The organism is Alteromonas sp. IB21 (assembly GCF_016405965.1).
Taxonomy (GTDB): domain Bacteria; phylum Pseudomonadota; class Gammaproteobacteria; order Enterobacterales; family Alteromonadaceae; genus Alteromonas.
Genome location: NZ_JAEFCD010000001.1, coordinates 98,481 through 118,493, shown reverse-complemented (window position 1 = coordinate 118,493; position 20,013 = coordinate 98,481). Strand labels below are relative to the sequence as shown.

Below are 20,013 nucleotides of genomic sequence, written 5' to 3'. Positions count from 1 at the left end.
GCAAATTCCAATCCATTAGCAAATGAAATGCGTTTTATGAAGCAGGATATAGGTTAGATAGCGTGTGACTGTCCCTCACGTCTTTTCGCTTCCATTCGTTGCGAGTACGCTTAACTTCATGTGAAAGTTCTTCCAAAACCTTCGTTATTTGTTTGGTTTGGACGCTCGCATCAGATTTATTGGCTGAAAAACGCAGTGCGTACAACTCATTAACTATACGGTTAATACTTTCAAACTGTGAATGTTTCACATTACCTGCTGTTAACGCATTTATCCACTGCCTAAGTGAGGGGGATAATGAACGTATATCCTTTGCCTTTATCACTGACATAAGATTTTGATATTGGGCTTTTTCATCAAAACTAGTTGAAGCATGCGAGCCCTGTATAACATTTTTAACACTGCTGTTTTGCCCAAACATCCACGATTGTTTAAGCTTTCTATAGGTGTATAGCCACCCCGAAAGCGCAATAACGAACAGCACCATGAATACTCCAGTAACAATCCAATATAAGGGCGAAATCTTATTAGTATTGGTGTCATCTGAAGCATTTTTTGATGCGTTAGTCTCATCGTCAGGGTTAGTGGAAGGTTGCGCTGCAGTTGAGGGTACATCGCTTGGGATGTCCTGTACTGTTGTACTGCTAGGTAATGGGGTGTTCGCGTTCGTCGCACTGCCCTTATTTGCGCCACTTGCTGGCGCTACCGTAATTGAGCGAGCAGGAATGGTGGCATACTCGGTTTGCTGAGTAAGCGTATTGAACCAAGGAACAGTAATTTCAGGTAAAACAAAGTTACCCGCTTGAGTAGGGATAATAGCCAACGACGTTTGGCGCTGGGAGATAAGGCTTTGGTCCTTTTCCACAGTCGTCGTATTCGACTGGTCTGGATATAATTTAAAGTTTGGCGGATAAAACTCGGGAATATCCGGAAGCTGTTCCTCTACCACACCTAGCGCAGTCAGTGTAACGATTCGGGTTACTGGCTCTCCTGCAACAAAGGAATCTCCCTGCGGCCACTCTTCATCCACTCTTACCATTTCAGAGGGCAGCCATGGATAATCAATTCCCTGAGGAATGGGTTTAATGTTCACAGTGATATCAGGCCCAACCCGATTAATTTGTTGCGTTCTGTTAAAAAAGCCAAACCGCTGATTAGTGTTAGCCGCCATCACTTCTCCAGTAAAGACAGGGCCTCTTAGGGTGAATTCACCAGATGCCTGAGGGACTACAGCGAATTGACGTTCAATGATCTGATAACGTCGTCCATTAACAATGTCGGTGTACTGCTTATCTTCACCTAGTTGTTTAATTTCGGCATTTTGCATTTCGGGTGCTTGAAGGCTGCCCCGTTCAATATTACTTGAGAGAAAAAGTTTGACGGTGTAAAGAAGCTGTTGGTTTAAATAGGCTTCTTTTATATCTATGTCTGTGGTGACGAAATAATCACGGGCCACATTGCTTTGTTCTTGAACCGGAATAACTTTCACCTGAATGGGCTTGGTAGACTTACCCTCTATTGTGAGTGAAGGAATGGTAAACGTACCTTCCTTGCGAGGGAAAAGCGTGGTGGTCCAGACAGTGGTGCGTTTAGTGTCAAAATTAACGATAGACGTTTGGCTGCTTACAGACGTTCTGCCAACCACAAAGTCTTTTAACAGAGGGGAACTATCAAATGCATCTCTGTCTGCACTTCCATCTGCAGTGATAGTTAAGCGTATCGCTTCGTCTATCATTACAGGGTTTCTATCAATGGTGGCTTCTACTGCGTTCACATCCGCCCATGCGTTTGTACTTGCCACTGCGCTAAACAAGGTGGTTAGTATAAAAATAAAATATGTAGATCGTAATAAAGCTTTCATCTACCAATCACTCCGATTTGAAGGCATACGTTGACGCTGACGTTTTTGGGCTTCTAATTGCATTTTTCGTTTAAGCAAAAATGCGGGGTCGTCAGGTACGCGACGCATTAAACTTTCCATTCGCTGTAGTTCTTCTTTTTCTGCATCAGTGAGTTCTTCAGCTTGACCTTGCGCGGCTTGTGCTTCACGCTCTGCCTGTTGCTCGCTCTCTTTTGCTTGCTTACTATTTTGCTGCGCATTTTCATTCTGATCAGACTGGTCCTGCTCTGCATTTTGTTGCTGTGAATCCGATGGTTCGTCCTCGTCATTTATCTTTGAATCATCAGGTTGCTGCGAGTCATCACCGCTATTTTGCTGTTCACTGTTAGCGCGCTGATCTTGATTTTTATCTGACTGTTGGTCCTCACCAGGGTTTTGCTGACCGTTCTGGTCATTTGAACTATCCTGATTGTTTTGGTCACTATTTTGAGAGTCATCTTGCTCGCTATTATTATCAGACTCGTTCTGATCTTGGTCTTGCTGCTGATCATTTTGATTCTGCTGTTGTTGTTGCTGTTTCAGCAAATCTTCAATAATCTTTTTGTTGGTTCTCGCATCTTCAAAATCCGGATCTTCGCGCAAAGCTTGGTCATATTTTTTAACCGCCTCTTCAAGCTTACCGAGCTTTGCTAGTGCATTACCCTGGTTATAGGCGCTGTTGGGTCCAGGGATGTTTTGGTAGGCATTTAACGCACCTTCATAATCACCAGATTTATAGAGTGATGAGGCCTTCCACGTTTCGTCATTAAACTGGTTAACAGCGTCTTTATACTTACCTCTTTGGTAACTGTTCAATGCTTCCTGATTGTCATTCATAAACGGCTTTTGCCACCATGAAAGCGGATTGGGTCCGCTTGCCGACGCTGGTGCAGACGATGTCTGTGCAGCTGCGTTTTGTGAGTCTTGAGAACTTTGCAAGGCATGAGCGTTTTGAACGAAAGACGGACTCAGTATGCCAACTAATACAATGAATACTAGGCCTCGTTTAAATGCAAAAGCTGCGAACGGAAGGAGTAAAAGTAACAGGTAAGGGCCGACTTCTTTCCACTGATCTCCCTGTAAATTGCTCTCTTCTTCGTCCTCTTCACTATCACTTTTATCGAGTAGCGATACCGCCGCGAGCGCCTCGATATCGGCGTCGTTTGATGTGAAGGATTCGAAACGTCCGCCGCTCGTTTTTACAACACCTTTCACTGCGCCTTCATTTAACTTAGGTATAACGATGCTGCCTGTAAAATCCTTTAGAAGCTCGCCGCTTTGTTGGCGAATGGGAGCGCCTTCAGACGTGCCAACCGTAAGCGCATTTACAGTGAAAGGAATAGATGCCACATACTCTTGAAGTTCTTGCTGTTGTTCTAACTCTATACCGTCAGTAATCCAATAGATCATGCCTGAGTTATATCCCGCATTGGTTAGAAGCTCGGCTGCACTCTCTATACCTAACAGCGGATCGCTGCCTGGCACTGGCATGATCTCGGGTGAAAGACTGGGAAGTAGCGTTGTGATATTGCCAGCGTCTTCGGTTAATGGGCTTATAACAAATGCATCTCCCGCATAAGCGACAAGACCCATTTCGCCTTCACCAATAGCGTTGACCAAGTCTATCGCCTTATACTTAGCTCGGGTCAGCCTATCAGGCGTCATATCGGTAGCGCGCATAGATAGCGACATATCAATAACAATGACATGTCCCATTTTTAGCTGATAAACCGGTTGAGGTAATCGTTCCCACGTTGGACCAGCTAGCGCAATAACACTTATAACCCATACAAAGGCCAGCATCCACATAGGCGGTTTTGCGCCTAATTCGTTTTTTCCAATCACCATGTATTGATACAAGTGAGAGGGGATCACCGATTGCCATCCCGATTGCTTAGCCGTGGTTTTTCTTATTAATATCACCAGCAACATTAGAGGAATCAACGCGATAAACCATTCGGGGCGCAAAAAATGAAATTGGTTTAAGAAGTCGAGTTTCATTATTTCGTCTCCTTAGTTAATTCTGGACCATGCGCGGAAAACGGATTTTGCTTTCGTTTTATCCAGCGATATGACGAAATTGCCAGGGTTAAAAATGCCCATAGTGCAGATAGGAGTATTGCTGCCGCAAGAGGATAGTAAAAAAGTGCGCTTAATGGGCGCATTTTGCGGGTTTCACCTTCAATTGGCTCAAGTGCGTCAAGCTGTTGGTATATGGACTGTAGCTCTTGCGCATTTCTTGCCCTGAAATATTGCCCACCCGTTGAAGTTGCGATGTCGGTCAACATTCCCTCATCAAGCTCTTGCGAAGGGTTTATTTGGCGACTGCCGAAGAAACTCTGAATTAGCATTTTGTCGGCGCCTACACCTATGGTGTATACCTTAACGCCTTTGCTAATAGCGAGTTCTTTGGCTTGTTCTGGCGTGATGTTACCTGCTGTGTTCTGTCCGTCGGTAAGAAGGATCAGTACGTTGTTTGATTCTTCACGTTCATCAAAACGTTTCACCGCTAAACCTATAGCATCGCCTATTGCGGTTTGCTCGCCCACTAGACCAATAACAGCTTCACTAAGAAGTGTAGATACTGTGTCTCTGTCGTAAGTTAGTGGCGCTTGAACGTATGCGGTATCAGCAAATAAAATAAGACCAAGTCTATCGCCCACGCGACGCTGAATGAAATCGTAAACCACAGATTTTGTCATGGTTAGTCGATTTACTTGTCTGCCTTGAAGCTGCATGTCATCAATTTTCATACTGCCTGATAAGTCGACGGCTAGCATCATTTCCCTTCCTTCGTTGGGAATGCTCACGGGCTCGCCCAACCATTGAGGGCGGGCTGCGGCAGTCACAAGCAGTAGCCATATTAAACTACTTACCACAAGCGGTATCTTGGTTTGCCTTAATTGAGTTTGCTCTGACACTTCGCCAGGCCGCAAACTGGGAACCCGCAGCGCAGCCATCGGCATGTCTTGCGCTTTTTTAGAAAGCAGGCGCACAATAATAGGCAAGGGGATCGCAAAAAATACCCACCACCAAGCAAAATTAAGCATGATGAGCCTCCTTTGCTTGATTGTCGTTTGCTGATGCGCCGTTTAAGGCTGCTTGCGTATTACTGCCTTCGAATTCTTCATTGCCAGGCACGTCAAATGTTAATTTGTTCTTGGGAAAGCGAGCTTTAGACAGCCAACCTTTTACCGCGTTTTTACATGTATCAAAATCATTGGAATTTGGGTTGGCGTGATAAATATTGCTAACCAACAATGCTAAATCGCTCTCAAGTTTTTTATCACGTTTCCTCAGCGCTGAGGTTAGAAACGCTTGCCACTGTTTACCATATAAACCAGCTACTTGTTGAGTAGGGTAGTAGCTCATTGCTGCGCGCTTCAATATGGAATTAAGCGCTACGGGCCAATTATTCTGTTGTGCTGAAACGGACTCAAGAAGTGCTAAAGCTTGCTTTCGCGGCTTGTTATGGCGCAGGTAAGCTGAAAGCGTTTTGTAAAGGCCGAAAATTGTAATGACAACTAAAGCAGTAAGTAACCACCACCCCCAATCTAGCGGCCAAGCACTGACGTCGTTAGGAACGTGGATATCTCGAAGCTGAGCGAGTGGGTCCTGCTGCTGCGTTTGTAAAGGTTGCTGATTAGGTAACTGCATAGTTTTTGTAACGTTTAACGGAATATTGCTGTTTTGCATCAATTCAGCTCCAATCGTTTTTCTTGTTGCATACTTTGAAGCTGATCATCTAAGGGAAGCCCGGCTGAGACACTGAAACGAGCGATATTATTTTTTCTTAGCATTTCATAAATTGTACGGTTATGTTCGTCACGCCATTGTTTGTATTGATCTTGCTCTTTACTGTCGCCTAAAACCCAGCGCTGCTGATTTTTCCCGTCTGAAACACTTACCGTTTGAAGTGACGATGTGTTTGGTAAGGCGTGCTCTATGGGGTCGTTGACCACTATGGCTCTAACTTCACAATGTCTTGTAAGATGGCTTAAATGCTGAATAGCTTGAGTGCCAAGATGCTGAAAGTCAGACACTAAGTAAACTAGGCTTCCAGGTCTGGCTAAGCGTCTAGCGCGAGCGCAAGCATCGGCAAAGGCTTTTTCATCACGAGCTTTATCTGGCATATGTTGCGTACTTTGCTCATGAAGGGACATGAGTTCATGGCATACGTGCAGTACGGCCTTTTTACGCGTGAGAGGTTTGATTTCTTTATGCTGCTGCTGATTAAAAACTAACGCACCAACTTTATCTCCGCGAGCGGCAGCAGACCAACTAATTAAAGAAGACACATGAGCGGCTTGGACTGCTTTCGTTAACAATTGCGTTCCGAAGGCCATTGAGGGCAAGTAATCGCAAAACAGAAACACGGGGCGTTCTCGCTCTTCGCGATACATCTTAGTGTGTGTCTTCCCTGTGCGCGCGGTCACGCGCCAATCAATGGCGCGAATATCATCGCCAGGTTGGTAATGTCGCGCCTCGTCAAACTCCATTCCGCGCCCCTTGTGTTTAGTAAGGTAGCTTCCTGCAAGCTTGGCTTGAGGCATACGTTTGGGCGCTAAACTAAAGAGTTTAGATAGCTGCTGATAGCGAAGAAGCTCAGCTGTTGACAGGGTGACGCCGTTGCTTTGCAGCTTAGTTAGCTGCGACTTCACATTCTCCATGGCTTATGGAACTGCGACAGTAGCGACAATCTTATCTAGCACATCGTTGATTGTTACACCTTCGGCTTCAGCTTGATAAGACAAAATAATGCGGTGGCGAAGAACATTATGTACAACAGCCTGAATGTCATCTGGCCCGACAAAATCTCTGCCGCTTAGCCATGCGTGAGCGCGTGCGCATCGATCTAAACTAATGGTGGCGCGGGGGCTTGTTCCCATGGCAATCCACTGGCCTAAATCAGCATCGAAGTTTGCTGGTTGGCGGGTCGCCATAATAAGCTGAACTAAATACTGTTCTAATTCAGGCGCCATATAAAGCGATAAGGCTTCCTTACGGGCCGTAAAAATATCGCCCTGTGTGAGCGTAGGTGGTGTTACCGGTGGCTCTGACAGGGCTTCACCGCGTGTTAAACGCAGAATTTCTAGTTCTGTTTCCGCGCCTGGATAATCTATATCAACATGCATTAAAAAACGATCTAATTGAGCCTCTGGCAGAGGATAAGTCCCTTCTTGCTCTAGTGGATTTTGCGTTGCCATAACTAAAAACAGTGGTGGCAAAGGATAGGTTTTGCTCCCTACCGTAATTTGGCGTTCGGCCATTGCCTCTAATAGCGCCGACTGCACTTTTGCTGGGGCACGGTTTATTTCATCGGCCAACACTAAATTGTGAAAGAGCGGGCCTTTCTGGAATACAAATTCACCCGTCTCAGGTCGATAGATGTCCGTACCGGTTAAATCTGCTGGTAGTAGGTCAGGGGTGAACTGCACACGATGAAAATCACCGTCAATACCGTTAGCAAGTGCATTGATTGCGCGAGTTTTCGCAAGTCCTGGAGGTCCCTCAACAAGCAAGTGACCGTCGGCCAAAAGAGCGATAAGAAGGCTTTTTGTTAACGCGTGTTGACCAATGATTTGTTGGTCTAAGTAAGCGTGTAACTGTTGAAATTGCGCTGCTGCCATAATGCAAAAATTTCCGTTTAAGTTCTCGTTATTGGGATGTGTCAGTGCGACGACGACGTAAACAGATGACTTTAAAGTGATCGCTTATGCCATGACTAGATTATTTAAACCTTAGGTTTACGTCACAATGACACAAAACAGACTTTCATTTCCATATAAGGTTCATTGTATCTTTCTTCAAGTCGTTTAACGGTATTAATAACACGATATTTGGTTATGCTTGTAAGCAACGGGCCGTCTTTAAGCATGGCATCAGTCGCGGTAATAACTTTGGGGCATTTATTTTGTTCTTCTATCCGCATTATTTGCTATTTTGTTCATAGTTTGTAAAAATCGTAACTATTACAGGTCAGACCACTTGAAAGGCATAGCGCTAATCTTAAAGTAGGTCATCAATTTAGGTGCATTATGGCTACAAAACAATCAGTTACTACCCGAGAGGGTGATCGCATCGCCATTGTCGCGGGGTTGCGTACTCCGTTTGCTAAAATGGCGACATATTTTCACGGCGTGCCGGCTGTAGATTTAGGCAAAATGGTTGTGAACGAACTGCTCGTGCGTCACGGTGTTCAGAAGGAATGGGTTGACCAGGTTGTTTATGGTCAAGTGGTTCAAATGCCTGAAGCCCCAAATATTGCACGTGAAATTGTACTTGGTACCGGTATGAATGTTCACACCGATGCTTATAGCGTATCACGGGCTTGTGCGACCAGTTTCCAATCAACGGTCAATATTGCTGAAAGTATGATGGCTGGCACGGTTCAAGTGGGTATTGCCGGTGGCGCAGACTCAACGTCAGTCTCACCTATTGGCGTATCAAAAAACCTTGCGCGTGCGTTGGTTGACTTACAGAAAACCAAAACCCTTGGTCAAAAACTTAATATCTTCAGACGTTTGAGCCTGAAAGATTTAGCGCCGGTTCCACCAGCAGTAGCCGAGTACTCTACGGGATTGTCGATGGGGCAAACGGCAGAGCAAATGGCGAAAACGCATCAAATTTCTCGGGAAGAACAAGACAAACTCGCACATCGCTCACACAGTCTTGCAGCTGAAAGTTGGGAGGCAGGTAAACTGTCTGGCGAAGTCATGACCGCTTATGCTGAACCATATAAAGGTGCCCTTGAGCGCGACAACAACGTGCGTTTCGATTCAAAACTCGAAGGTTACGCGAAACTTCGTCCAGTGTTTGACAAAAAGTATGGCTCTGTTACAGCGGCAAACGCCACACCACTTACCGATGGTGCTTCAGCGGTATTGATGATGACAGAGAGCCGCGCAAAAGAACTAGGTTATACGCCGTTGGGCTATATTAAGAGCTACGCGTTCTCAGCAATCGATGTGTGGGAAGACATGCTAATGGGGCCTTCCTATGCTACTCCAATCGCCCTAGACCGCGCAGGCATGACCCTAAATGATCTAACGCTTATCGAAATGCACGAGGCATTTGCAGCGCAAACGTTAGCGAACGTTAAAATGTTTGCAAGTGACAAGTTCGCCAAAGAGAAATTAGGCCGCAACAAAGCGACTGGCGAAATTGACATGGACAAATTCAACGTAATGGGTAGTTCAATTGCCTACGGTCACCCGTTCGCTGCAACTGGTACACGTATGATCACGCAAATGCTTAACGAGTTAAACCGCCGTGGCGGTGGTACAGGTTTATTAACTGCATGTGCTGCGGGTGGTCTTGGTGCGGCTATGATTGTGGAGACAGAATAAGATGAGTCAGGAACAAGAAATGACAAATGAAGTTCAGCCAACCTCAGGCGCATTTACGCTTACTAAGCAGGATAACGGCGTCGCAATTCTAAGCATGGATGTACCTGGTGAATCCATGAATACGCTTAAAGCAGAGTTTGGCGATGAAATTTCAGCCATGCTTGACGACATTGAGCGTGACAGCAGCATTAAAGGTGTTGTGCTAACGAGCGGCAAGCCAAGTTCATTTGTAGCTGGTGCTGACATTACCATGCTAGCCGCCTGTAAAACCGCTGAAGATGCCACAACTATTGCCGCTGGCGGTCAAGCCATTTTCGATAGAATTGAGAGCATGAAGGCGACATTCGTAGCGGCTATTCACGGCCCTGCGTTAGGTGGTGGTTTAGAGCTCGCGCTTGCGTGTCACTATCGCGTATGTACCGATTCACCAAGTACGCAGGTAGGTTTACCTGAGGTTCAGCTTGGATTACTACCTGGTAGTGGCGGCACACAGCGTCTTCCTCGCTTAATCGGTATTCAGCAAGCAATGAAAATGATGCTGACAGGCTCTCCGGCGCGAGCGAAGCAAGCTAAAAAATACGGTATTGTTGATGAAGTTGTACCACAGACTGTATTGCTAAAAGTAGCAGAACAGTTTGCGCTTAAACGCAAACCTGAGCGCGACGCGCCTCAGAAGAGCGTTATGGACAAAATGTTGGAAAAAACTGGCGCTGGCCGCAACATGATGTTTAAAAAAGCCCGTGAAGCAACGTTTGCAAAGACCAAGGGCAACTATCCCGCACCAGGCTACATTATCGATGTTATTGAAACAGGTATGAATGAAGGCATGAAAGCGGGGCTTAAAGCGGAAGCTGATGCCTTTGGAAAGCTTGTCATGACGCCTGAATCGTTCCAGCTTCGTCAAATTTTCTTCGCGACTACTGAAATGAAGAAAGAAAATGGCGTTGAGGGCGTTAAACCTGAAAAGATGAAGAAAGTTGGTGTGCTAGGTGGCGGCTTGATGGGCGGTGGTATCGCCTATGTAACGTCGACGAAAGCTGGTGTTCCCGTGCGTATTAAAGACGTGCGTGCTGAGGGCATCGCTAACGCTATGAAGTACAGCTATGACATCTTGAATAAAAAGGTGAAGAAGCGTTTTATGCGTAATAGCGAAATGCAGAAGCAGTTAGCGCTTCTCACCGGTACGCTTGACTATAGTGGCTATCAAGATATCGACATCGTAGTTGAAGCGGTATTCGAAGATTTAGAGCTCAAGCAAAAGATGGTGGCGGATATTGAAGAGAACTGTAAAGAAAGCACAATCTTCGCGTCGAATACATCGTCTATTCCAATTACACAAATTGCCGCGAAAGCAGCTCGCCCTGAAAACGTGATCGGCCTGCATTACTTCTCGCCAGTAGACAAAATGCCGTTAGCGGAAGTTATTGCTCACGAAAAAACCTCTGATCAAGTTATTTCGTCTACGGTTGAGTTTGCTAAGAAGCAAGGCAAAACGCCGGTGGTTGTTAAAGACGGCGCAGGTTTTTACGTTAACCGTATCTTAGCGCCTTACATGAATGAAGCGGCAAACCTTATTCTTGACGGTGAGCCCATTGAGCATATCGATAAATCTTTGGTCAAGTTTGGCTTCCCAGTAGGTCCGGTGAAGCTTCTTGACGAAGTAGGTATTGATGTTGGTACCAAGATCATTCCATTCCTTGTAGAAGCGTTCGGAGAGCGTTTCACTGCACCAAGCGCTTTCGACAAAGTACTTGCTGATGGTAGAAAAGGTAAGAAGAATCAGAAAGGGTTTTATTCTTATGAAGGTAAAAAGCCAGGAAAAGAAGTGGATGAATCAATCTACGAACTACTGGGGCTGTCACCCTCTGCTAAGTTAAGCGAAAAAGAAGTGGCAGAGCGCTGTGTTTTAATGATGCTTAACGAAGCGGCGCGTTGTTTGGATGAAGGCGTTATTCGCAATGCTCGTGACGGTGACATTGGCGCTATTTTTGGTATCGGCTTCCCTCCATTTCTGGGCGGTCCATTCCGCTATATGGATACCCTTGGTATTAAACATGTGGTTGCTCGTCTTAACCATTACGCTACCGCGGTTGGTGGCAAATTCACACCTGCTGACGTGTTAGTGAAAATGGCTGAAAACGATCACAAGTTTTACGCTTAAGTTTATAAAATGTTAAAAAGCCGGGCTTTGCCCGGTTTTTTTATATCTAATGCTTATTTCTGCTGGTTTATTGTTCGAATTTGGGTAAACTCTGCCCGTTTAAAAAATACACGTGTCAAATTCTTGTCACTATTTATCAGCAGCTTATTGCAAATATTTGACTAATTGAGTCTTTGTCATTGTGTTTTGTCAAATTATGGGGGCGATGTGATTTCACTGTTGGTACTAAGCGTAATCTTTTCACTATACTTTTACGTGGAAGCATTTAAGTGGGGAATGAACGCGAAAAAATGGGCTATTGCAGGCCTTGTATTAGGCCCTGTGTTATTGCCTATGTTCTCTATTTCTCGTCATGTACATTGGCGCAATGCGGTTGGGTTTAATAACCTTTATATCGCTGCATAGACCCAGTAGGCAATCTCGCTAAAAAAGCTTTTTATCAAGAAACAGGTATAAAAAAAGAGAGTACATACTCTCTTTTTTTGAAAATCGTTTAAACTTCAAATTAGAAGCCTACGCCACCACCATGACCACCACCAGTCTTAGGTCTAACATACTCTGGCTGAGTAATGGTTTCTTTTTGCGACTCAGGAGCCTGTTTAGCGCCTTCTTGTTTGTCTGCAGCAACTGGGGTAGCGGTAGAAAGTACTAGTGCAACGGCGTACTCTTTTAACATGTTAATTTCCTCTGATTTTTTGAACGAACAAACAAAGCCGATTGTTTTATATTTTTATCGACATATTAATGTTTGCTAATTGCGTGCCACTTTTTGAAATCAAAGTTTAAGCTATATAAAACAAAGGGTTATGTTTTTTATTTGAAGGGAAAGGAGCTGTTGAGGTTGTCAGCGCCATAAATATGACACTAAAGTCTAATATACGAAGGGTTTAGGGGCGCTTTTTTGCCTCTTGCTGCAATAGACGTAGTTGAAAGAGGAAAATTGACGCCCCCTTGAACAGAGGGTCTATCACCTAACGGGTACAGTTAGTATTGGGTATTGTTTAAAAGCGTGTGGAGCTTTTGGTTCTCTGTAAGCAGTTTTTCAAAGCGCTCTGCGTTTAACGGACGGCTGTATAAAAAACCTTGCAGCATTTCACAATCATATCGACGTAAAATATCGAGTTGCGCTTCTTCTTCAACACCTTCCGCAACCACTTTTAAACCTAAATTATGTGCAATGTTGATAATAGCGGCGGCCATGTGACGGTCCACATTGCTTTTTGCAATATCATCAATAAATGCTTTGTCAATTTTTAAGGTGTTGAGCGGGAATCGCTTTAAATACGCTAATGACGAGTAACCGGTACCAAAATCATCTAATGCTAAATGAATACCTCTTTCCCGTAGGCGAGTCATCATTTGAAGGCCGTTTTCAGGGCTTTCCATTAGGGTGCCTTCGGTTATCTCGCACTCAAGGTGCAAAGGTGAAAGGCCCACATCGCTTAAGATTTTGTTTATTCTGTCGTCTAAGTCTGGCAACTCGAACTGTTTTGCCGATATATTAACGGCTACACGGCCGCTGAATAACCCCTGATTAACCCAGCGTTTCGTATCCGCACAGGCTTTACGCAGTACCTGTTCACCAATCTCAATAATTTGCCCTGTTTGCTCGGCTAATGGAATAAATTGGCCAGGACTAACAATGCCTTTTTGCGGGTGTTCAAATCGTACCAATGCTTCCATGCTAACCAATTTACCAGATGCAATATCCACTTTGGGTTGGTAATACACAGTGAACAGGTCGTCTTTGATCCCTTGGCGGATAAGATTTTCAATTTGCAGTTGCCTAACGGCATTTTGATTCATTTCACCACTGAAAAACTGGTAGCTGTTGCCGCCATTATTCTTGGCAAAATACATGGCCGTATCCGCATTTTTAAGCATTTCTTGTGGCGACTCGCCGTCATCAGGATAAAAGGCAATACCAATACTCGCGCCCAAGACAAACTCTTGTTTGTTAATAATAAAAGGGCGGGACAAGGTATCAAGCAAGCTTTGCGCGAAGTGAGTAACCGTATGAATATCAGCATTATCTTCCATTAAAATACTGAATTCGTCACCACCTAAACGATAGCAAGTTGCATTCTTTCCCGTAATTCGTTGCAATCGTTTCGCTATTTGTTTTATTAAAATATCGCCCGTTTGATGACCTAGGGAATCATTGATCTTTTTAAAGTTATCCATGTCTAAACACAGCAAGCTATGTTGCGCAGCTTTTCGCACTAGGTTTTGATGACTCGCCTGGAAGAAAGAGCGGTTAGGCAGCTCTGTGAGCGGGTCGACATTGGCAAGTTTCAGCAGCTCTTTTTCAGTGTTTTTGCGTGATGTGATATCGCTAAATACACCCACAAAGTGGCTTATTTTGCCGTCTTCGTCATGAACGGCGTCAATATTAAGCTCCATTTCATAGCGCTCGCCCGTTACCCGAACGCTCTCTACCTCACCTGACCAATTACCTTTGGCTTTAAGTGTTTTTTTGATCTCTTCGGTAAACGCATCGGGGTATAGGTGAAAGTGCATGTAGCTAGCGAGTGCTTGCTCACGGGTTTCACCGGTATAGCTGCAATACGCATTATTTACGCTAATAAACTTGAATTGTGTATTGGTAATAAATACGCCTTCAGAGATGTTTTCAATAGAGCGTTTAAACAGGTTAAGCTGTTCTTCCGCTTCTTTAAGGTGATGTATATTTTTGAGTGTTCCGGTCATCCGCACGGGCTGCTCGTTGTGATCACGTTCTACCACTTTTCCGCGGTCTAATATCCAAATCCATTGATTTTTAAAAGTTTTCGCTCGATAGGCGAGTTCATAAAAATCGCTATTGCCTTCAAGATGAGCCCTTAAGGCGTTTTTAACCCGGTTAATGTCGTTAGGGTGAATGTTAGCGTCATAGGCGCCGGCAGTACGTATATCATCTTGTGGGAAATCTAAGGTACCCCATGTATTAGCACGGTAAACTTGACCTCGATATACGTCCCAGTCCCATAGTTCATCGCCCGAACTCCAAAGGGTCAGCTTTAAGCGCTCTTCGGACTCTTTAATGGCGAGCTGATTGGCCTTTCTAATTTGATATTGGCGAATAATAAAAGCGAAAATAGCGAAGGCTACCAAACAGTAGAAAACGAGCGCCACGGTGTGAAGCCAAGGCGGGCGTTCAACAGTTATCTGTAAGTCCTTACTATCGGACCAAGTTTTTCCTGGTTCTTTGGCTTGTACTGCAAACGTATAATTACCGAAGGAGATATTATTGAACTGAGCGTTCCGCTCTTTGTCTACATAAATCCATTCACTCTCAAAGCCAGTCAGCCTGTAGCGATAAGTCACTTGGTCTGGATAAACAGGGTTAACAAGCCCAAATGAAATACTAAAGCGCGTTTCATCGTGCTTTAGCGCTAACTTATCCTTGTAGGTGATATTTTCTTTTGAAGATTGATAACCCGATAATTCCTCATTTTCAAATTGTTTGCGACTGGCTTTTGCCAATGAGCCAAATACGCTAATTTGATAAAGTTGCGGACTTAGAGTTTGATTTACTCGTCCACCCGCGCTCGTAGCTTGCTTCGAAATTTTAACAAAGCCTTTGTTACCGCCAAAATAAATAGACTTATCGGCAGTTGCAATGACAGCGCCTTCGCCAAGAGAATTAAATTCTAATTGGGCATTAGGAATACTGTCTGCCTCCCTCAGCGTAGGTAAGTGAACTTTATGAACCCCTCTAGCATCGGAATACCAGATGCTATTTTCTAATGCAGTAGTTGATGTAATAAACCCGCTTTGATTGTCTCTGTTTTGTTTGTTAACTAAGGCAAAACTTTTTTTATCTAGCTGAATGACGCCATCTGAGCGTGTGGTTAACCAAAATCCATCTGGGGTTTCGTGTACGCCATAGACCAAAGAATTTATGCCGTTGGATGAATCCAGAGTTCGAATGATGCGGCCTTCCTTCACAGAGTAAATGACAATCTTGTCACTGGCCCTAAACCAAATATTATTATCACTATCTTCATATATCGCTAAAGTGTCCCCGGATTTTTCGGTTAGCGCCACATTTATCCCTAGGACGCTTTGAATCTCGCCTGGACTAGGATTAGTACTAATTGTGTGTACATCGCCAATTGCTGCTTGTAACCAAATTGCCGAGGTGCTCTTAAAGATATAGTCTATGAATGAATCTTTGAAATACTCTCGTACTAGTGCTAAGCCTTCTTCTGTTTCTTTGAGAACGAGTAACCCCGCAGACGAGGCGAGCCAAATATTATCTTGATCATCAATTTCTATATCCCAGTAAGATATTGCTGGATCCATTTTTTCGAAAAAATTGAAAAACGTTACGTTTCCTGTTTCCCGGGATATTTTACCTAGTCCTTTTTGCTGGGAAACTAGATAAAGAGTCTTGTTGCTGCTTTCTGCAAAGCCCCAAAGAGTAGAAAAATTGTCGTCGCTACGACGCTTGGAATTGTAAACGGGTTGAAAATGTACGCTGGCATATTCAGGGTGGTATTTGAAAGCGCCGCGATGAAAGGTTGCCGCCCATACTACGCCAGTACGGTCTTCGATAACTCTAATTACGATAGCAGATGGAATTCCGGTTGTGCTGTAAGCTTCTGAGTTCAAGTGCAAATAATTGGGAATAAAATCGGATGATATGGTGCTTTGAGCAGCATCTGATAATAAAAACAGCCCGATATATGTTCCGACCCAAATATCGTTACCAACTACAGAGATCGAAAAAGAATTAACTTCTTCATAGACCCCTAAATCGTCGCCTCTAATCCGCTTTAAAACACGGCCGTTAGAAGCTAAAACGATTAAGCCATCATTGGTCGCTAACCAATAATTACCGTTAATCACTGCAATATCGTGAAGAGCGCGTATATCAAGTGTAACTCCCCAGGGGTTAACTTTGTCCGTATCGTGAACTTCCAGCGTTTCCTTGTCTATAAGTTTGGCTCCAAATTTATTGGAACCAACCCATATTCGATTAGCTTCTTCAAAAATTACTTTAATGAAACTTTCTTCTTTATAAACTTGTGTTAAGACACTTAGTTGAGCGTTTTCTTTCGAGTAACGGTAAAGAAATTTGCGATCGGCAAAAAGGAGGTCACCATCTTTAGCTTCCGAAATAGCCGTAATTAAATCCGTTTTTATTACCGAGTTTTCTTTATTAAAGACTTTAAAGTTGTCGGTCTCTGGCTGATAAAGCGCTAAGCCTGAATGGGTACCCACCCATAGTTTGCCTTCTGAATCCACGAAAAGAGACTGAATATAGCCAGAGGGTAAGGAGTTTGGGTCGACATCAGAAGGGTGATACTGCTTTACATCGTAACCTGAATAACGATTGAGGCCATTTGACGTTGCTAGCCAAATAAAGCCCATATCGTCTTCCACAATGTCTAAAACAGCGGTGTCGGACAGACCATGTTTTTTATTTAATTCTGTAAAATGAAGATCAGACACTTCTATCGCCTTCGCACTGGAAAAGAATACTCCAGGCAAAGCCAACACGAAAAACAGCATTGAATATATTAGGATTGAGCGCACCTACACACCTTTGGCATACGCCATTTATTATTTATTATTTTTTCCTGGCAGCATCCCTAACAACCAGAATAATAAATATGCCGAATTAACGTGGTCGCTACAAGGACTTTTTGGAAATAACCATGGCGGTGGATTACTTATTGAGCAACTTTAGTCAATGAATCGATTAAGTCTTATTTTCCGTGCAGATCTCGACAGATAGCTGCAAAAAATTGACTATTTAATAATAAGGAATTTCTTGTTTAAACTGTGAAATACTGTTGATTGTTCGTTTTTCACTGGTAGGAATTGGGTCGAACTTTCCTCGTGAGAACAGCACTAGCTCGCCACATCGCTCTCTTTTGGCGAGTTGTTGAGCGAATTCTTGTATTTCTTCAAAATCGAGTGCTTTTACTCGTTCGGCTAGTTTTCTGTTGCGGTTAAAGCCTAAGTCCTGCGTACCTAGACTCACCCACAACCGTTGCGACTTCATTGATAGCGTAAGGTCTCTTTCTTCCAATTGTTTAATAAGATTCTGCTGAATAGTAGGCCAGTAGAAGCGATAGAATTCGATCTCATTTAACTGCTGGAATAAGAAGTTTGTCATAGCCTCTAACAGAACCTTGGGTTCACACTGTGGGCTTTGAATATAAAACGCCATTCCTGGGTGCTGATTATGTGGAACATAACCGGTACCAACGATATACCCTAACTGCTTCTCAGTTCTCAAGGCGTTAAAGAAAGGCGCTGCCAACATCTGCTCTAGTACCATACACAGTGCCGTGTCGGTTAAGCTGGGAGATGGAGCTTGTAGGTAGAGCACCACCGCCGAGTCATCGTGACTACATATTACCTCATGATAGAGCGAGCCGCCCACCGGCAATTTAGATACCGCGCGGGAGAGTGGGGCGCCGCCCCTGTTTGCGCACAGTTCCCGTAAACCCGCAGAAAAGTGTTTCGCTTCATCACTGGTCCAGTTTCCATGCATAAAGGCTTCGATAAAGTATCGATTGAATGCCTTGGCTCGACAAGTAAGCATCTGCTCACATGAAATATCATCAATGACGTCTAATAACTCAACGGGCGCTTGCGTATTTCTTTGAATAAGTACACTCAGGCGAGAAAATAGCCTGTTGGTTGGCTTATTGAGCAAAGAATTATGCAAGCTCTGAATTTGCAGCGCTTTATGGTGTTCAAATGCTTTTTTATCAGGGATAAAATTTACTACAGCTTCGAGAAGCTGGCTTGCCAGTAAGGTTTGTTGATTGGTAAAACCACGGGTGTGTAGCGTAAAGCCCGCTTGGTGCCCGTAAATTCGATAATGTAGCCCTGCAATTTCCGCACGATAGTATTTTGCTTGAAGATAGTCATTCAGGGCACCTAGCCAAATACGCTTTGCTGCCACCGATAGTAACGAATTTGAAAAATAGCTCGCGTCAAACGAAATATAGATATCGCCCTTGGGGCTATGGAATTGCTGGTCTTGGGCAAACCAGAAGCGGAAGTCCCCGTCGTCGTGCAGCTTGTTAGGAATGTTAAAGCCAGACTCGGGTAATATCAGTTTATATTCGTTCGCCAAATAGGGATTCGGCGGAGGAAGAGCAAGCGCTGGGTTCAACTTGGGTGAGGCAAGGGAGCGCAGCAAATTCTGGTCGATTTGCTCTATCCCATATTCGGCCTCGTAAAATGCACAGGATTTGGTGGTTTTCACATCTTTAGCAATTATCTTGAGACGAATATTGTCGGGCGAGAAGTAAGATAAGGCGTTTTCTAAAACGCCCCTGTCGTAGCTCCCAATAGTAGAGCGGAGTCGGTTGAGTTCGTGCTGATCAAAAATGAACTGGTGCTGCGCATACTCAATGATAAGTCCGAGTGGTTTTATGTTTTCCTCATATTCCAGTGCGAGTGCGTTTAACTGAGACTTCTCATGAAAACGCCATTCTTCTAATGCCGCCTTTTTTATTAACTCTATGTAGCTAAACAGTGCTTCTAACACCAAAGTTTTGTGTTCTAGCCCTTCTTGTGTGAGCTGAAAGCTGACGTTGAAGTCTTTGAAGCTATCACCTTCTATCCCAGAGCCTGCAATAAGGTTTAATGCCCAATCTTGCTCTTTTAAATAGGCAAGCAAGCTGCCTTCACCTTCATCACCAATTAAATGGCTTATATAATTAAGCGGTTTAGTGGCATAGTCGTTTTGCAAAGCAGGGAGTGCAAACGTCACAATCATTCTTCTTGCTGACTGCAACGGGTTGATATTAATTTGAATACCTAGTTCATTTTCTGTGTAAAGCGGTGGCCAACTATCGTTAGCTAATTCACCCTGAGTCAACGAACCAAAACATTGGTTTATCAACGCTTCAAGCTGGGGGAGAGGCATTGGGCTGGCTACACATAGCCGCATATTTTGAGCACAGTAGAATGTCTGATGAAGCGTTTTTAAACGACGTTTTAGTTCTGCGCAGTCATGCCTAGAAAATGTATCGCTGTTTCCCACTGAAAACTTAGCAAATGGGTGTTCAGGGTTGCAGGTTTCTTTATGTATCTGATAAAGCCGACGTAAATCGTCTTTCTTTTTAAACTCGAACTCAGCATGAATATTCTTAATTTCATTAGTGAGCGCGTCTTCTTCGAACAAAGGTTGCCTGAGCATGTCTGCAAAGGCGGGCAGTGTTTGCGCTATAGCGTCGCCGTTGCAGCTGTAGTGGTAATTAGCGTATTCCGTGCCTGTCCACGCATTTATCGTCCCCCCGTGTTGTTCGATAAAGCCGTTGATGGCGTTTGGTTTGGGTAAGTGACGACTACCCATAAACAGCATATGTTCAAGAAGATGAGCTAAGCCCTGACAGTCGTGGGGGTCATAGAAATGTCCAGCTCTGACAGCCATAGATATAAACGACTCACTCGCTTCTGGGGTATGGCATAACATAACACCCAATCCGTTGGGCAGGGTAACGTGATGTGCATTCTCTAAGTTTATGATGTTATTCACATTGTCTCGTTATTAGTCAAGAGCACCTCACTGCTGGAGCATCTGTTAAGTAGAACTTCAAAAAACATTAAATAATGTACGAATATTCTCACTATTCGCCGTTTAGCGCTAGGCG

The 20,013-nt window shown here is 44.2% G+C and carries 12 protein-coding genes; 3 read left to right on the top strand and 9 right to left on the bottom strand.

Translation table 11 applies throughout. The features are described 5' to 3' along the window. Nucleotides 1-34: 34 nt before the first annotated feature. Genes JC525_RS00480 through JC525_RS00455 form a run of 6 tightly spaced genes read right to left on the bottom strand, consistent with a single transcriptional unit; the run spans nucleotide 35 to nucleotide 7,509 of the window. Nucleotides 35-1,861 carry a BatD family protein gene (locus JC525_RS00480; protein WP_198813026.1) on the bottom strand — a complete coding sequence of 609 codons (1,827 nt, stop codon included), beginning with the start codon at nucleotides 1,859-1,861 and terminating at the stop codon, nucleotides 35-37. Next, on the bottom strand, nucleotides 1,862-3,880 hold the full coding sequence (locus JC525_RS00475) for a VWA domain-containing protein (protein WP_198813023.1): 2,019 nt from the start codon (nucleotides 3,878-3,880) through the stop codon (nucleotides 1,862-1,864). Next, a complete protein-coding gene (locus tag JC525_RS00470) occupies nucleotides 3,880-4,929 on the bottom strand; it encodes a vWA domain-containing protein (RefSeq protein WP_198813019.1) in 1,050 nt (349 codons plus the stop codon). Before JC525_RS00470 ends, JC525_RS00475 begins: the two co-directional genes overlap by 1 nt. After that, the gene (locus JC525_RS00465) at nucleotides 4,922-5,575 is read right to left on the bottom strand and encodes a DUF4381 domain-containing protein (RefSeq protein WP_198813016.1); all 654 of its coding nucleotides are present in this window, start codon (nucleotides 5,573-5,575) and stop codon (nucleotides 4,922-4,924) included. Before JC525_RS00465 ends, JC525_RS00470 begins: the two co-directional genes overlap by 8 nt. Beyond that, the gene (locus JC525_RS00460) at nucleotides 5,575-6,549 is read right to left on the bottom strand and encodes a DUF58 domain-containing protein (protein ID WP_198813013.1); all 975 of its coding nucleotides are present in this window, start codon (nucleotides 6,547-6,549) and stop codon (nucleotides 5,575-5,577) included. The genes JC525_RS00465 and JC525_RS00460 overlap by 1 nt, the downstream gene beginning before the upstream one ends. 3 nt (nucleotides 6,550-6,552) lie before the next feature. After that, nucleotides 6,553-7,509, bottom strand: a complete 957-nt coding sequence (locus JC525_RS00455) for an AAA family ATPase (protein ID WP_198813010.1) — start codon at nucleotides 7,507-7,509, stop codon at nucleotides 6,553-6,555. Between the two features lie 408 nt (nucleotides 7,510-7,917). Here JC525_RS00455 and fadI point away from each other — a divergent pair, with 408 nt between their 5' ends. The 3 genes from fadI (at nucleotide 7,918) to JC525_RS00440 (ending at nucleotide 11,794) form a co-directional block, all read left to right on the top strand. Beyond that, nucleotides 7,918-9,228, top strand: coding sequence for an acetyl-CoA C-acyltransferase FadI (gene fadI / locus JC525_RS00450; protein ID WP_198813007.1), 1,311 nt, complete (start codon nucleotides 7,918-7,920; stop codon nucleotides 9,226-9,228). Nucleotides 9,229-9,247: 19 nt separating this feature from the next. Then, nucleotides 9,248-11,389 carry a fatty acid oxidation complex subunit alpha FadJ gene (fadJ, locus tag JC525_RS00445; RefSeq protein ID WP_198813004.1) on the top strand — a complete coding sequence of 714 codons (2,142 nt, stop codon included), beginning with the start codon at nucleotides 9,248-9,250 and terminating at the stop codon, nucleotides 11,387-11,389. Between the two features lie 207 nt (nucleotides 11,390-11,596). After that, nucleotides 11,597-11,794 carry a hypothetical protein gene (locus tag JC525_RS00440; protein ID WP_198812992.1) on the top strand — a complete coding sequence of 66 codons (198 nt, stop codon included), beginning with the start codon at nucleotides 11,597-11,599 and terminating at the stop codon, nucleotides 11,792-11,794. 100 nt (nucleotides 11,795-11,894) lie between these two features. Here the strand turns inward: JC525_RS00440 and JC525_RS00435 are convergent, their stop codons facing one another. The 3 genes from JC525_RS00435 to JC525_RS00425 form a co-directional block, all read right to left on the bottom strand. Further along, nucleotides 11,895-12,065 (bottom strand): hypothetical protein, encoded by a 171-nt coding sequence (locus tag JC525_RS00435; RefSeq protein ID WP_198812989.1) that lies wholly within the window; start codon nucleotides 12,063-12,065, stop codon nucleotides 11,895-11,897. A gap of 308 nt (nucleotides 12,066-12,373) precedes the next feature. Further along, entirely contained in the window at nucleotides 12,374-16,930 is a 4,557-nt protein-coding gene (locus tag JC525_RS00430) for an EAL domain-containing protein (RefSeq protein WP_198812986.1), read from the bottom strand. Nucleotides 16,931-17,150: 220 nt separating this feature from the next. Continuing rightward, a complete protein-coding gene (locus tag JC525_RS00425) occupies nucleotides 17,151-19,898 on the bottom strand; it encodes an insulinase family protein (RefSeq protein WP_198812983.1) in 2,748 nt (915 codons plus the stop codon). Between the last annotated feature and the right edge of the window lie 115 nt (nucleotides 19,899-20,013).

What these genes read in the sequence shown, in the direction of transcription:
- JC525_RS00480 (WP_198813026.1), bottom strand. Translation starts at nt 1,861, where the DNA reads ATGAAAGCTTTATTACGATCTACATATTTTATTTTTATACTAACCACC.
- JC525_RS00475 (WP_198813023.1), bottom strand. Translation starts at nt 3,880, where the DNA reads ATGAAACTCGACTTCTTAAACCAATTTCATTTTTTGCGCCCCGAATGG.
- JC525_RS00470 (WP_198813019.1), bottom strand. Translation starts at nt 4,929, where the DNA reads ATGCTTAATTTTGCTTGGTGGTGGGTATTTTTTGCGATCCCCTTGCCT.
- JC525_RS00465 (WP_198813016.1), bottom strand. Translation starts at nt 5,575, where the DNA reads ATGCAAAACAGCAATATTCCGTTAAACGTTACAAAAACTATGCAGTTA.
- JC525_RS00460 (WP_198813013.1), bottom strand. Translation starts at nt 6,549, where the DNA reads ATGGAGAATGTGAAGTCGCAGCTAACTAAGCTGCAAAGCAACGGCGTC.
- JC525_RS00455 (WP_198813010.1), bottom strand. Translation starts at nt 7,509, where the DNA reads ATGGCAGCAGCGCAATTTCAACAGTTACACGCTTACTTAGACCAACAA.
- fadI (WP_198813007.1), top strand. Translation starts at nt 7,918, where the DNA reads ATGGCTACAAAACAATCAGTTACTACCCGAGAGGGTGATCGCATCGCC.
- fadJ (WP_198813004.1), top strand. Translation starts at nt 9,248, where the DNA reads ATGACAAATGAAGTTCAGCCAACCTCAGGCGCATTTACGCTTACTAAG.
- JC525_RS00435 (WP_198812989.1), bottom strand. Translation starts at nt 12,065, where the DNA reads ATGTTAAAAGAGTACGCCGTTGCACTAGTACTTTCTACCGCTACCCCA.